This is a genomic window from Methylotenera sp. G11, assembly GCF_000799735.1.
GTDB lineage: Bacteria > Pseudomonadota > Gammaproteobacteria > Burkholderiales > Methylophilaceae > Methylotenera.
The window spans coordinates 33,390-47,704 of record NZ_JUHH01000001.1; the positions used below are offsets into that span (position 1 = coordinate 33,390).

At 49.4% G+C, this 14,315-nt stretch carries 8 protein-coding genes, 3 tRNA genes and 3 rRNA genes; 13 read left to right on the forward strand and 1 reads right to left on the reverse strand.

All coding sequences use genetic code 11. The annotated features are described in order from the left end of the window. Positions 1 to 4 precede the first annotated feature (4 nt). The 13 genes from GQ51_RS00190 (at position 5) to rrf (ending at position 13,684) form a co-directional block, all read left to right on the forward strand. A complete protein-coding gene (locus GQ51_RS00190; RefSeq protein ID WP_047548318.1) occupies positions 5 to 2,410 on the forward strand; it encodes a DNA internalization-related competence protein ComEC/Rec2 in 2,406 nt (801 codons plus the stop codon). A gap of 285 nt (positions 2,411 to 2,695) precedes the next feature. Next, positions 2,696 to 3,298 (forward strand): MotA/TolQ/ExbB proton channel family protein, encoded by a 603-nt coding sequence (locus GQ51_RS00195; protein WP_047548320.1) that lies wholly within the window; start codon positions 2,696 to 2,698, stop codon positions 3,296 to 3,298. 96 nt (positions 3,299 to 3,394) lie between these two features. Then, positions 3,395 to 3,820: an ExbD/TolR family protein gene (locus GQ51_RS00200; RefSeq protein ID WP_047548322.1), complete on the forward strand. Its 426-nt coding sequence runs from the start codon at positions 3,395 to 3,397 to the stop codon at positions 3,818 to 3,820. 66 nt (positions 3,821 to 3,886) lie between these two features. Next, positions 3,887 to 5,653: a lipid A export permease/ATP-binding protein MsbA gene (gene msbA, locus GQ51_RS00205; RefSeq protein ID WP_052177619.1), complete on the forward strand. Its 1,767-nt coding sequence runs from the start codon at positions 3,887 to 3,889 to the stop codon at positions 5,651 to 5,653. Between the two features lie 18 nt (positions 5,654 to 5,671). Next, complete coding sequence (lpxK, locus tag GQ51_RS00210) at positions 5,672 to 6,667, forward strand: tetraacyldisaccharide 4'-kinase (protein WP_047553393.1); 996 nt, start codon at positions 5,672 to 5,674, stop codon at positions 6,665 to 6,667. Between the two features lie 12 nt (positions 6,668 to 6,679). Continuing rightward, positions 6,680 to 6,862, forward strand: coding sequence for a Trm112 family protein (locus GQ51_RS00215; RefSeq protein ID WP_047548325.1), 183 nt, complete (start codon positions 6,680 to 6,682; stop codon positions 6,860 to 6,862). After that, positions 6,846 to 7,631: a 3-deoxy-manno-octulosonate cytidylyltransferase gene (gene kdsB, locus GQ51_RS00220; RefSeq protein WP_081987053.1), complete on the forward strand. Its 786-nt coding sequence runs from the start codon at positions 6,846 to 6,848 to the stop codon at positions 7,629 to 7,631. The genes GQ51_RS00215 and kdsB overlap by 17 nt, the downstream gene beginning before the upstream one ends. 120 nt (positions 7,632 to 7,751) lie before the next feature. After that, positions 7,752 to 7,828, forward strand: a tRNA-Met gene (locus GQ51_RS00225). 444 nt (positions 7,829 to 8,272) lie between these two features. Continuing rightward, positions 8,273 to 9,810, forward strand: a 16S ribosomal RNA gene (locus tag GQ51_RS00230). 103 nt (positions 9,811 to 9,913) lie between these two features. After that, positions 9,914 to 9,990: transfer RNA gene (locus tag GQ51_RS00235), tRNA-Ile, on the forward strand. A 15-nt stretch (positions 9,991 to 10,005) separates the two neighbouring features. Then, positions 10,006 to 10,081 (forward strand) — tRNA-Ala (locus tag GQ51_RS00240). 370 nt (positions 10,082 to 10,451) lie between these two features. Then, positions 10,452 to 13,344: ribosomal RNA gene (locus GQ51_RS00245) — 23S ribosomal RNA — on the forward strand. Positions 13,345 to 13,570: 226 nt separating this feature from the next. Then, positions 13,571 to 13,684 (forward strand): 5S ribosomal RNA (rrf, locus tag GQ51_RS00250). Together the 16S, 23S and 5S rRNA genes with 3 tRNA genes alongside form the textbook arrangement of a ribosomal RNA operon. A gap of 269 nt (positions 13,685 to 13,953) precedes the next feature. Here rrf and GQ51_RS00255 read toward each other — a convergent pair. Beyond that, the gene (locus tag GQ51_RS00255) at positions 13,954 to 14,298 is read right to left on the reverse strand and encodes a hypothetical protein (RefSeq protein ID WP_152604087.1); all 345 of its coding nucleotides are present in this window, start codon (positions 14,296 to 14,298) and stop codon (positions 13,954 to 13,956) included. Positions 14,299 to 14,315 lie beyond the last annotated feature (17 nt).

The window sequence follows — 14,315 nt, forward strand, 5'->3', positions numbered from 1 at the left end:
GTCAATGGTTTTTCCGGCACTGATTTTTGTTTTCGGTGCTTTCTGCCTGCAGCAGCTGCCTGTGTTGCCGGATCCCCTGTGGGTGTTGGTGTTTGTTCCGCTGTTATTGATTTGCATCGGTGCTGCGCGTGTTAATCAATACGCCTCTTCTTCACTGAATCGTCCCGCGCTCGTACTGCTCAGTTTCTTTCTTGGTTTTTTCTGGGCGGCTGCAATGGCCGCATTCCGTCTTGGCGATGCATTGCCTGCGGCCTGGGAAAACAAACCGATACAGATTGTTGGCGTGGTGGCAAGTGTTTCCGAACTGCATGAACGGGGTGAACGTTTCCGCTTCGATGTGGAAGAGGTTCTGACAGAGGCAGCCGTCGTTCCCAGGCATATTTCCCTCAGCTATTACCAGCCGCGGGTTGCGGGCGATATTTCTACCTACCAGGGCAAAAATGCCGCAAAGTTCCGGGCGGGTGAGCGCTGGCAGTTTATCGTGCGTTTGAAGCGCCCGCATGGGGTGCAGAATCCATATGGGTTTGATTTTGAAGCCTGGGCCTTATCCGAGAATATTCGTGCCACCGGCAGTATCAAGGCCAAGGCAGGCAATAAAAAGCTGCAGGATTTTGTCTGGCGCCCCGGCTACATGGTTGAGCATGTACGTGAAATGGTCCGGCAGCGCATCACTCGCGTGCTTGCAGGAAAGCCATATAGCGGAATTGAACAGGCGCTGGTGATGGGCGATGATAGTGCAATCGACGCCAATGACTGGCAGTTGTTCCTGCGTACGGGCACCAGTCATCTGATGAGCATTTCCGGCCTGCATATCACGATGCTGTCCGGGCTGGTATTTGCATTGGTCAGTTTTGTATGGCGGCGCGTGCCTGCATTGACGATGCGTTTGCCTGCGCGCAAAGCTGCGGTGGCTGCCGGCATGCTGGCAGCGCTGGTCTATGCATTGGTTGCCGGTTTTTCCGTACCTACGCAGCGCACTTTATACATGCTGGTGATATTGGGCCTTGCTTTGTGGTCGGGGCGGCAACTGGTGATTGCCCAGGTGCTTGCGCTGGCGCTGGTGGTGGTTGTGTTGATTGACCCGTTTGCCGTGATTTCCCCGGGTTTCTGGCTGTCGTTCGGTGCCGTGGCAATGCTGGGTTACGCACTCGGTGCGCGCATCGGCCAGCTTCATTGGTTAAGAATCTGGCTGCATACGCAGTGGGCGGTGACTATAGGCATGGTGCCGCTGCTGCTGATCATGTTTAACCAGGTTTCAATCGTTTCACCGCTGGCCAATGCGATTGCAATTCCGTTAATCAGTTTTGTTGTGACGCCGCTGGCATTGCTTGGCAGTTTTTTGCCTTTGGATATTGCATTGATGCTTTCGTATCAGGTGCTTGATTTCTGCATGCATCTGCTGGAGTGGTTTAACCGGCTGCCTGTTGCGGTATGGCAGCAGCAGGCTCCGCCGCTATGGACATTGCTGCCGGCGGTAATCGGTGTGTTATGGCTGCTGCTGCCGCGCGGAGTACCTGTGCGCTGGCTTGGATTGTTTGGTTTTCTGCCGATGCTGCTGATTGCGCCGCCGCGGCCGGATGCAGGCGATATGAAAGTGACGGTGCTGGATGTAGGGCAGGGCCTGAGCGTGGTTGTGCAGACGGCAGCGCATACTCTGCTGTATGACGCGGGCGGTAAATTCAGTGAGCAGGCTGATGCCGGTAGCCGTATCGTATTGCCTTATTTGCGGGCTGCGGGCGTCAGCAAACTGGATGGTTTTGTTGTGAGCCATAACGATACTGACCATAGCGGCGGCATGCCGGCGATATTGGCGCAAATGCCTGTGGCCTGGCTGCTCAGTTCCTTGCCAGGCTCCGCAGCATTGCATTCTGATGTTCACCATATAAGATGTTTTGCAGGACAGCGGTGGCGTTGGGATAAAGTCGATTTCCAGGTGCTGCATCCGCAGTCGGGCAGTGATGCGGATACCCTGACGGACAATGACCGCAGCTGTGTCGTCAAAATCACCAGTGCATCAGGCAGCGTGCTGCTTACTGGAGATATAGAAAAACAGGTTGAGTCGGCTCTGGTCGGACAGCAGTGGCCGTCCTCAGGGCACGTGTCTTTGAAAAGTGACGTCATGATTGCGCCGCACCACGGCAGCAAGACCTCATCCAGTAAGGAATTTATTGCGGCTGTGCAGCCTGGTCTGACGATATTTACAGTCGGATATTTGAATCGGTTCCGGCACCCCAGACCGGAAGTCGTAAAGCGTTACCAGGATGCGCAAAGCCGCATCCTGCGCTCGGATTATGACGGGGCGGTCACGCTGGATTTTGTTGCCGGCGATCCTTCCCGTGATTCCGGGGTTACGGTAAAAGCTGCTGGCTGGCGTAAACAGGGCAGGCGTTACTGGCATGATGTTTATTAGCGTACGGCAGGTGCTGCGACTGATGCTGAATGCAAAGGGATTGCAGCGGGAGCTTGCCGAAAAGCGGGCGACAGGCTAAAGTATCGCACGGATTAAATTTAGGAAATGCAGAACCAGCGCTTGCGCAGGCAAGTGGATGTGCCGGCCGGTAATCGTAATCTCGCTGTATCACATATATAGCGTCCAGGCTTTTGTGATTTGTACGGCTTGCGTTCTACGTCGCTTGGTGGCTTGGTTCTGTAATTTAGCGTTTTTATTTGGATATTGAATTTAGGGAGTTCCACTGTGTGGCAAATTATTTTAGCAGCCGGTTGGCCTATCTGGCCGCTTATCATCGCATCAGTTGTTGCTGTGGCCATTATAGGCGAGCGGCTTTTTGCGTTGCGTGAAGGCATTATCGCTCCAAAAAACCTGCTGCCGGAAGTGCAGAAATGGCTTGCCGCAGGCGGCATTAACCGGGATATGATTGAGCGTTTGGAGCAGAACTCCCAGCTAGGCCGCGTTTTTGCAACTGCGCTGGCAACAGCGAAACAGTCGCGCGATATCACTAAAGAGTCTATTGAAGAAACAGCGCGTGCAGTAGCACATGACCTGGAAAAATATCTTGCGACATTGGGTACGATTGCTACAGTGGCGCCATTGCTCGGTTTGCTGGGTACCGTTATCGGTATGGTGGAACTGTTCGGCGCCTTTACGACTACCGGGCATGATGTGGCGCAATTTGCGCGCGGTATTTCAGTCGCACTTTACAACACGGCGGCAGGTATCGTGGTTGCAGTGCCGGCGATGATCGCTTATCGTTATTTCCGTACCAAAGTAGATGCCATCCTGATCGACATGGAACAGCAGGCAATCAAGCTGGTTGAAATCCTTCACGGCGAGCGTTAATCCTGGCGTTTGAATAAATTAACGCTGGTTTGTAGAATACTTGAATTTGCAGATTGCAGGGGCGGGCGGTTTGGCCCTTGCCAGAAGGAATAACAAATGAATTTTCAACGTGGAAAAAGACACGAAGAGCTTGAAATCAACTTCATTCCGTTGATTGATGTATTGCTGGTGATCATTATTTTCCTGATTATCAGTGCGACATTTTCGCGTACCAATGAGTTGCAGATCAATTTGCCGACTGCGGAAGCAAACGCGCCGCAGGATAAACCATTGATGATCGAGGTGGCGGTGGACGCCACCGGGAAATACCTGGTCAATGGCAAGTCCCTGGCTGATAGTTCAGTGACCGGCATCAGCGCTGCGCTGCAGGCCGCAGCCAATGGCGGCGGCAAAGAGCCTACGATCGTGATCAATGCCGATGCCAACAGCACGCACCAGTCCGTGGTGAATGTGATGGAAGCATCGCGTGTGGCAGGCTACACACATATTACATTCGCTACACAAGTACAGTCAGGGCATTAAGCTTCAGGCTTCATGTCGCACCAGTTTCCATTAATCGCAGTTTTATATAGTCAATCGACGTAACGCATGTCGTCAAAAATCAAAAAATCTAAAACCCATCTGCAGGATGCAGTGCATGTTCCAAACGCAAAAGCTGTTTATTTGCGTTTGTTTCGTTATGCATGGCATTACAAATATGTCTTTAGCGTGAGTATTCTTGCGCTTGTTATTTTATCGGCCAGTAATACGGCTTTTCTTGCGCTGATCAAACAAGTCACCGATGAAGGTTTTGTAAAAAAAGCGGAAGGCCAGGCAATCCTTTTGCCGCTGATGCTGATTGCATTGATGGTTGCCAGGGGCTTGGCCGGATTCGTATCGGCTTATTGCATGCGTGTGGTTGCGCGCCGTGTGGTCGAAGATTTCCGCAAGGAAATGTTTGCCAAATTGATGCTGTTGCCCGTGCATTATTTTGATGCAAGGTCCGCCGGTTCAGTGGTATCTAAATTCACCTATGATGTTGAACGCCTTTCCGTTGCAACCACGCGCTCCTGGATGAATGTATTGCGCGATACGCTGACCGTAATCGGCTTGATTGGGTACATGTTTTATCTGGATTGGAAGTTAACTTTGATATTTGCGGTAGTGCTTCCTGTCATCGGGCTTTACCTGAAAAAAGTTACGCCCAAGTTGAAAGCAAACGCTAAAGAAGTACAACACAGTGTCGGTGAAATGACTAAATCCGCAGAAGAAGCCATTGCCGGCCAGCGTATTGTCAAGATTTTCGGGGCCCAGGAGTTTGAATATAACCGTTTTGCTCAAATTGTGAGTAACAACCGTCGCATAGAGCTGCGGGTGACCCGCATTTCAGGATTGAGCAGTTTTGTCGTTGAGGTGTTTGCGGCATTGGCGTTGGGCTTGGTGATTCATTATGCGATCGGTCATTTTTCGGTGGGTGAGTTTGCAGCCTTCGTGGGCGCCTTGCTGATGCTGATTTCACCGATTAAGCATATTGCGGCCGCCAATGAGGATCTTCAGGTTGGTTTAACTGCTGCGCAAAGCATTTTCGATGTCATTGATTCACAAAAAGAAGTCGATGACGGTCAGAAGCTGATTGGCCGCGCCAAAGGTGAAATTGAATTCAGGAACGTCACCTTACGTTATGAAAATGCGTCTGCACCGGCGCTGGATAACCTGAGCTTTAACATCAAGGCTGGTGAAAAGGTCGCGCTGGTAGGGCGGTCGGGTGGCGGCAAAACGACGCTGGTGAACTTGTTGCCGCGCTTTTATGAACTGCAGCAGGGGGCAGTGCTGCTGGATGGCGTTGATGTCCGTGAATTGAAGCTGAATAACTTGCGTGAGCAATTTGCGCTTGTAAGCCAGGACATCATTTTATTCAATGATACGATCTTCAATAACATTGCTTATGGCGTGCTGCGTAGCGCTACAGAAGAAGAAGTGATTGCCGCAGCAAAAGCTGCCCATGCCTGGGACTTTATTCAGCATCTCCCGAATGGTTTGCAGAATGAAATCGGCGACCGCGGGATCCGCTTGTCTGGCGGACAGCGCCAGCGTATTGCCATTGCACGTGCCATTCTGAAAAACGCACCGATTCTGTTGCTGGATGAGGCAACCTCAGCGCTTGATACTGAATCTGAACAGCATGTACAGGCAGCCATGGATGCATTGATGCAGAATCGCACCAGCATTGTGATTGCACATCGCCTGAGCACGATTGAAAATGCAGACCGTATCATGGTCATGGAGCGTGGCCAGATTGTTGAAAGTGGCACGCATGCTGAGCTGATGGCTCTGGCGGGTCATTATGCCAAGTTATATCAGAAGCAATTTAACTAGTATTATTCCAGGTCAATGATGACTGATTGGTTTCAAAAGCAATGGGCTGGTTTTACATACTGGCACATCGTCCTGATTCCGTTATCCTGGCTTTTTGGGATGGTTGTCGGTTTGCGCCGGTATCTCTACAAGCGTGGCTGTCTTAAAAACACTCGCTTGCCGGTTCCTGTCATCGTCGTTGGTAATATCAATATTGGCGGTACTGGCAAAACCCCGCTCGTCATCTGGCTCGCGGAGCAGATGAAGCTGAGGGGCTACAGACCGGGCGTTATCAGTAGGGGGTATGGCGGCAATGCCCTGCAAGTAAGCGAAGTGTTTCCTGACAGCGATGCGCTGGTGGCAGGAGATGAGGCGGTCCTGATCGCAGCGCGTACCAATTGCCCGGTATTCGTCAGCACAGATCGAATATCTGCCGGGCAACACCTGTTAAAAGCACACCCTGAATGCAACATCATTATCAGTGATGATGGTTTGCAGCATTACCGCATGCAGCGCGATGTCGAAATTGTCGTGTACGACAGCGCTAAAGGTTTTGGCAATGGTGCTTTACTGCCTGCGGGACCGCTGCGTGAATCGCAAGACCGGTTGAAGACTGTAGATGCCATTGTGCGCAATGGTGCAGAACATGGAAAAAATTTGCATGGCATAACATCTATCGATATGCGGCTTGTTGCGACGGATTTTTACAATCTGGCCGATCATCAACTAAAATCAGCTGCACAGGCGTTTATTGGCCGAAAAATAATAGCGGTTGCCGGCATAGGCAACCCTCAGCGCTTTTTTGACCAGTTGAGTGATATGGGCTTGCAATTTGAAAACCGTGCTTATGCTGATCATTATATATTTCAGGCACAAGACTTCGCAGGTGTGAATGCCGACGCGATCCTGATGACAGAAAAAGATGCGGTTAAATGTAAGCCGTTTGCTGCCGCCAATTTCTGGGTATTGCCGGTGAATGCTCAAGTGGATAATGGCTTAATGCCCATTGTATTGAATAAGTTAAATCGTAAGTGAATCGAGGCGTATATGGATGCAAAGCTCCTGCAAATTCTGGTTTGTCCTGTGACTAAAGGGCCATTAATCTACAACAAAACTACAAACGAGCTGATTTCAAAAGCCGCACGTTTGGCTTATCCGATCAGGGATGGCATTCCAGTCTTGCTGGAAGATGAGGCGCGCAAGTTAACGGATGATGAAGAAATTGCCTGATATGCAAGCTGTGGTTCCCAAATTTTATGCAGTCATTCCTGCGCGTTACACCAGTACCCGGCTGCCGGGTAAGCCTCTGCTGGATATTGCCGGGAAGCCTATGGTGATTCATGTGGCAGATCGTGCCAGGTTGAGCGGCGCAGCCCAGGTTGTTATTGCGACAGATGATTTGCGTATCGCGGAAACTGCTAAACAGTATGGTTATGATGCAATGCTCACGCGTGCAGACCATGTCAGCGGAACAGATCGCATCGCTGAAGTTGCGTCGCGCAAAGGCTGGCAGGAAGATGTGATTGTCGTCAATGTACAGGGTGACGAGCCTTTGATCGATCCGGCACTCATTTCCGAAGTCGCAACTACATTGGCTAATAGCAAAGACGCTGTGATGGCAACTGCATGCCATCACATTCATGTTAAAGCTGATTTCATTAATCCTAATATTGTAAAAGTGGTATTGGATCGATATGGGCATGCACTTTATTTCAGCCGTGCGCCAATTCCATATCCCAGGGATACCTTTTTCGGCGATGCTGAATTGCCTTCCGATATGCCGGTATATCGACATATCGGTATATATGCCTATCGTGCGCAATTTCTAAATCAATATGCACATATCCAACCAGCAGCAATCGAACAGTATGAAAGCCTGGAACAGCTGCGTGTATTGTATCAAGGTTATAAAATAGCCGTTGCTGTTACTGACAATGCCCCGGCAACCGGGGTTGATACCGAGGCTGACCTGGCGTACGTGCGCAGCGTGATGAGTTAGCTTCTACATATATTTGAATGTGAATCATCAAAATTATTGTAGAAATTTACAATAATGCTTGCGGTAGGTGTCATGGTTTGCTATAGTTTCACCTCTCGACAGCAATCAAGTCGAATCGGACGCGGGATGGAGCAGTCTGGCAGCTCGTCGGGCTCATAACCCGAAGGTCACAGGTTCAAATCCTGTTCCCGCAACCAATAAATCTAAAGTGTGTAACACTTTAGATTTTTGCAGTAAAAGAAGTAAAAAGGCGTTAAGAAGTACGGTTAATTTTAATTAAGAAATAATTCGAAATTAAGGTTGACGAGCTCGGAAAGCTCTGTATAATGCGCACCTCGTTAACGCAAAGCGTAACGCGGATTGAAATAAAAAGCTCTTTAACAATATAACAACTGATAAGTGTGGGTGCTTGTGAACTAGGCAACTGACCTGATCGCTACGGGATTTATCCGGTAGTTTGGTATCAGGATCAGACCTCAGAAAATACAAGTGCTTACACTTAAATTTATGACAAGTATGTACATGTGCTTTTATAGCAACACATACCTTGAAATGAATTTGAGTCACCGGCCTTTAAATAGGCTGGTAAAGCAAAAGCGAAATACCACCTCGCAAGAGGAAAAAAGTAATAGTTGTGAATTAAACTGAAGAGTTTGATCATGGCTCAGATTGAACGCTGGCGGAATGCTTTACACATGCAAGTCGAACGGCAGCACGGACTTCGGTCTGGTGGCGAGTGGCGAACGGGTGAGTAACATATCGGAACGTATCCAATAATGGGGGATAACTAATCGAAAGGTTGGCTAATACCGCATACGCCCTACGGGGGAAAGCTAGGGACCTTCGGGCCTGGCGTTAATGGAGCGGCCGATATCTGATTAGCTAGTTGGTGAGGTAAAGGCTCACCAAGGCGACGATCAGTAGCTGGTCTGAGAGGACGACCAGCCACACTGGAACTGAGACACGGTCCAGACTCCTACGGGAGGCAGCAGTGGGGAATTTTGGACAATGGGCGCAAGCCTGATCCAGCCATTCCGCGTGAGTGAAGAAGGCCTTCGGGTTGTAAAGCTCTTTCGCAAGGGAAGAAAACTTACCCTCTAACATAGGGTGAGGTTGACGGTACCTTGATAAGAAGCACCGGCTAACTACGTGCCAGCAGCCGCGGTAATACGTAGGGTGCGAGCGTTAATCGGAATTACTGGGCGTAAAGCGTGCGCAGGCGGTTTTGTAAGTCAGATGTGAAATCCCCGAGCTCAACTTGGGAACTGCGTTTGAAACTACAAGACTAGAATATGTCAGAGGGGGGTAGAATTCCACGTGTAGCAGTGAAATGCGTAGAGATGTGGAGGAATACCAATGGCGAAGGCAGCCCCCTGGGATAATATTGACGCTCATGCACGAAAGCGTGGGGAGCAAACAGGATTAGATACCCTGGTAGTCCACGCCCTAAACGATGTCTACTAGTTGTTGGTGGAGTAAAATCCATGAGTAACGCAGCTAACGCGTGAAGTAGACCGCCTGGGGAGTACGGTCGCAAGATTAAAACTCAAATGAATTGACGGGGGCCCGCACAAGCGGTGGATTATGTGGATTAATTCGATGCAACGCGAAAAACCTTACCTGGCCTTGACATGTAACGAACTTTCCAGAGATGGATTGGTGCTCGAAAGAGAACGTTAACACAGGTGCTGCATGGCTGTCGTCAGCTCGTGTCGTGAGATGTTGGGTTAAGTCCCGCAACGAGCGCAACCCTTGCCATTAATTGCCATCATTTAGTTGGGCACTTTAATGGGACTGCCGGTGACAAACCGGAGGAAGGTGGGGATGACGTCAAGTCCTCATGGCCCTTATGGCCAGGGCTTCACACGTAATACAATGGTCGGTACAGAGGGTTGCCAACCCGCGAGGGGGAGCCAATCCCAGAAAGCCGATCGTAGTCCGGATTGTAGTCTGCAACTCGACTACATGAAGTCGGAATCGCTAGTAATCGCGGATCAGCATGTCGCGGTGAATACGTTCCCGGGCCTTGTACACACCGCCCGTCACACCATGGGAGTGGGTTTTACCAGAAGTAGGTAGTCTAACCGCAAGGAGGACGCTTACCACGGTAGTATTCATGACTGGGGTGAAGTCGTAACAAGGTAGCCGTATCGGAAGGTGCGGCTGGATCACCTCCTTTCTAGAGACGACCGAATTTGCAAGCATTCACACTTATCAGTTGTTAGAAGTCAGCAGCATCAATGATTGACCAAACATTGGCGGAAACGCTAAGTAAACCTTGAGGGTCTGTAGCTCAGCTGGTTAGAGCACCGTCTTGATAAGGCGGGGGTCGATGGTTCGAGTCCATCCAGACCCACCAGATTCACCTGAAAATGGGGGATTAGCTCAGCTGGGAGAGCACCTGCTTTGCAAGCAGGGGGTCAACGGTTCGATCCCGTTATCCTCCACCAAGTATTGATGTTGTATGTAAGAAATTAGAAGTAAGTGTTCGCTTGAATATTTACTTCTGGTTTTTAACTAGACTGTTCTTTAACAAAATGGAAGAAGTAAAGAGAATGCACACTGTGTGATGACAGTGATGTATTCAAAATGGGCAATATATCTTAGTCGGATATATTGAATGATTGCAAAATCGAAACATTTGCTTCGTTAAGTCTCAATACTGCAGCAATGCGGTATTCAGAAATAATGAAACAAATAAACCATCTTAATCTGTACAACCTTGCAGATTAAGAAAAGTTGCTTTAGAAAGCCTATGACGGGTGTCTCATGCACCATGAAAACTGGATAATTAAAAGGGTTCAGGTTTTAACGTTATAGGATCAAGTGAATAAGTGCATATGGTGGATGCCTTGGCGATTACAGGCGATGAAAGACGTGATAGCCTGCGAAAAGGTTCGGGGAGCTGGCAAATAAGCTTTGATCCGGACATGTCTGAATGGGGAAACCTACCCGCAAGGGTAACCGCTCCTGAATATATAGGGAGATGGTGGCAAACCGAGTGAACTGAAACATCTAAGTAGCTCGAGGAAAAGAAATCAACCGAGATTCCGTAAGTAGTGGCGAGCGAACATGGAATAGCCTGTTATTTTTAGCACATGCGATAGTAGAACGGAATGGAAAGTCCGGCCATAGAGGGTGATAGCCCCTTATACGAAATCCCGTGTGTGGAACTAGGGTAACGAAAAGTAGGGCGGGGCACGAGAAACCTTGTCTGAACATGGGGGGACCATCCTCCAAGGCTAAATACTCGTAATCGACCGATAGTGAACCAGTACCGTGAGGGAAAGGCGAAAAGAACCCCGGGAGGGGAGTGAAATAGAACCTGAAACCGTATGCATACAAACAGTGGGAGCGGACTTGTTCCGTGACTGCGTACCTTTTGTATAATGGGTCAGCGACTTACATTCAGTAGCAAGCTTAACCGATAGGGGAGGCGTAGCGAAAGCGAGTCCGAATAGGGCGTCTAGTTGCTGGGTGTAGACCCGAAACCAAGTGATCTATCCATGGCCAGGATGAAGGTGCCGTAACAGGTACTGGAGGTCCGAACCCACAAATGTTGAAAAATTTGGGGATGAGCTGTGGATAGGGGTGAAAGGCTAAACAAACTTGGAAATAGCTGGTTCTCTCCGAAAACTATTTAGGTAGTGCCTCGTAAATCATTCTTGGGGGTAGAGCACTGTTATGGCTAGGGGGTTCATAAGAACTTACCAAACCATTGCAAACTCCGAATACTGAGAAATGCAATTACGGGAGACAGTCCATGGGTGCTAACGTCCGTGGACAAGAGGGAAACAACCCAGACCGACAGCTAAGGTCCCAAATGACGTGCTAAGTGGAAAACGAAGTGGGAAGGCATAGACAGCCAGGATGTTGGCTTAGAAGCAGCCATCATTTAAAGAAAGCGTAATAGCTCACTGGTCGAGTCGTCCTGCGCGGAAGATGTAACGGGGCTAAGCACGTAACCGAAGCTTCGGATGCTGCATTCTTCGGAATGTATGCATGGTAGGAGAGCGTTCTGTAGGCCTGCGAAGGTGTGCTGTGAGGCATGCTGGAGGTATCAGAAGTGCGAATGCTGACATGAGTAGCGATAAAGGGAGTGAAAAGCTCCCTCGCCGAAAACCCAAGGTTTCCTGCGCAACGTTCATCGGCGCAGGGTGAGTCGGCCCCTAAGGTGAGGCAGAGATGCGTAGCTGATGGGAAACAGGTTAATATTCCTGTACCTGTATACAATGCGATGTGGGGACGGAGAAGGTTAGGTCAGCCGGGTGTTGGATGTCCCGGTTCAAGCGTGTAGGTTGGTTCTTTAGGCAAATCCGGAGAGCTAAGACTGAGACGTGATAACGAGCGTACTTGTACGTGAAGTGATTGATACCATGCTTCCAAGAAAAGCCACTAAGCTTCAGTTGTATAGAGACCGTACCGCAAACCGACACAGGTGGGTAGGATGAGAATTCTAAGGCGCTTGAGAGAACCCGGGAGAAGGAACTCGGCAAATTAGCACCGTAACTTCGGGAGAAGGTGCGCCCCGGTAGAGTGTAGCGACTTGCTCGTGAAGCTCGATGGGGTTGCAGTGAAAAGGTGGCTGCGACTGTTTAATAAAAACACAGCACTCTGCAAACACGAAAGTGGACGTATAGGGTGTGACGCCTGCCCGGTGCTGGAAGATTAAATGATGGGGTGCAAGCTCTTGATTGAAGTCCCAGTAAACGGCGGCCGTAACTATAACGGTCCTAAGGTAGCGAAATTCCTTGTCGGGTAAGTTCCGACCCGCACGAATGGCGTAACGATGGCCACACTGTCTCCTCTCGGGACTCAGCGAAGTTGAAATGTTTGTGAAGATGCAATCTCCCCGCGGCTAGACGGAAAGACCCCATGAACCTTTACTGTAGCTTTACATTGGACTTTGACAAGATTTGTGTAGGATAGGTGGGAGACTATGAAGCGGTGTCGCCAGATATCGTGGAGTCATCCTTGAAATACCACCCTGATGTTGTTGAGGTTCTAACCTAGGTCCGTAATCCGGACTGGGGACCGTGTATGGTGGGCAGTTTGACTGGGGCGGTCTCCTCCCAAAGAGTAACGGAGGAGTGCGAAGGTAACCTAGGTACGGTCGGAAATCGTACTGATAGTGCAATGGCATAAGGTTGCTTGACTGCGAGACGGACAGGTCGAGCAGGTGCGAAAGCAGGTCATAGTGATCCGGTGGTTCTGTATGGAAGGGCCATCGCTCAACGGATAAAAGGTACTCTGGGGATAACAGGCTGATTCCTCCCAAGAGTTCATATCGACGGGGGAGTTTGGCACCTCGATGTCGGCTCATCACATCCTGGGGCTGTAGCCGGTCCCAAGGGTATGGCTGTTCGCCATTTAAAGTGGTACGTGAGCTGGGTTTAAAACGTCGTGAGACAGTTTGGTCCCTATCTGCCGTGGGCGTTGGAAATTTGAAGGGACCTGCTCCTAGTACGAGAGGACCGGAGTGGACAGATCTCTGGTGGACCGGTTATCACGCCAGTGGTATAGCCGGGTAGCTAAATCTGGAAGAGATAAACGCTGAAAGCATCTAAGCGTGAAACTCGCCTTGAGATGAGATTTCCCTGGGGGTTCAACCCCCCTAAAGAGTCGTTCGAGACCAGGACGTTGATAGGTCGGATGTGGAAGCGCAGTAATGCGTTAAGCTGACCGATACTAATTGCTCGTGAGGCTTGATCCTATAACCTTAAAACTTGAACTAAACACCGTAAAAAGTGAAATGTGAAAAGTGAAACGGTTGTTTAAAGCACGATAATGTAGTCATACCCATTTGAGTTCATGTGATACACATGAATGACTTTACTTCTTCCAATTTGTTACAGACGCCTCATGAAAATGAGACGGCAACACAGCATTTCTGCTGATGAATCGACTGAAAAGTCAAAGCATCGGTGATACCAGTTATGCTTGGCGGCCATAGCGGTTTGGACCCACCCCTTCCCATCTCGAACAGGGCCGTGAAACGAACCAGCGCCAATGATAGTATGCTTCTTGCATGCGAAAGTAGGTCACTGCCAAGCTATTTATACCAAAACACCCCTCCATGAAAGTGGCGGGGTGTTTCTATTTGGGAAGCGCGAATTTAATCTTCTAAACTGCATCCGCTCAATCTATATATCCTCGACGTGGGGGGGTGGCTTGTTGTGCAAGCGGTACCAGGCAACGTGTTTATTTGTTTTCAGATGAGGTGTTTTCGGCACCTGCCTAGTAGGCAATTAAAAGCCCACGATATGTGGGCTTTTGTCTGCATGGCATCTGCTATAGCGTAGGATGGCTTAAAAACCTTTGGTTAAGCCGGTATTGCGCTGTTGATGTCAGTGACCAAAATACGTTCTCTGCGCTTATGTTTTCTGTCGGCATTCATTTCCCATGGCTGTACGACAAACGGGTAAAATTTGCTGACATTCTTAAATGCGATTTGTAGCAGCATACCCCAGGATAGCCCCCCTTTAGGCAGTATGAATGTACTTTGTACACCTGCAGGTATTTCTAGCTTAATAAGCATATCTTCAAGCGCTTTAATAATTTCTGCATGTGACAGCTCGCAGTCATTTTTCGGAATATGATCAGGGATCTGTTTAAATACAAGCTGCTTAACTGCACCGGTGCTGATTGTATTGATCTGTTCAATCACCATTTGCTGTTCGATAG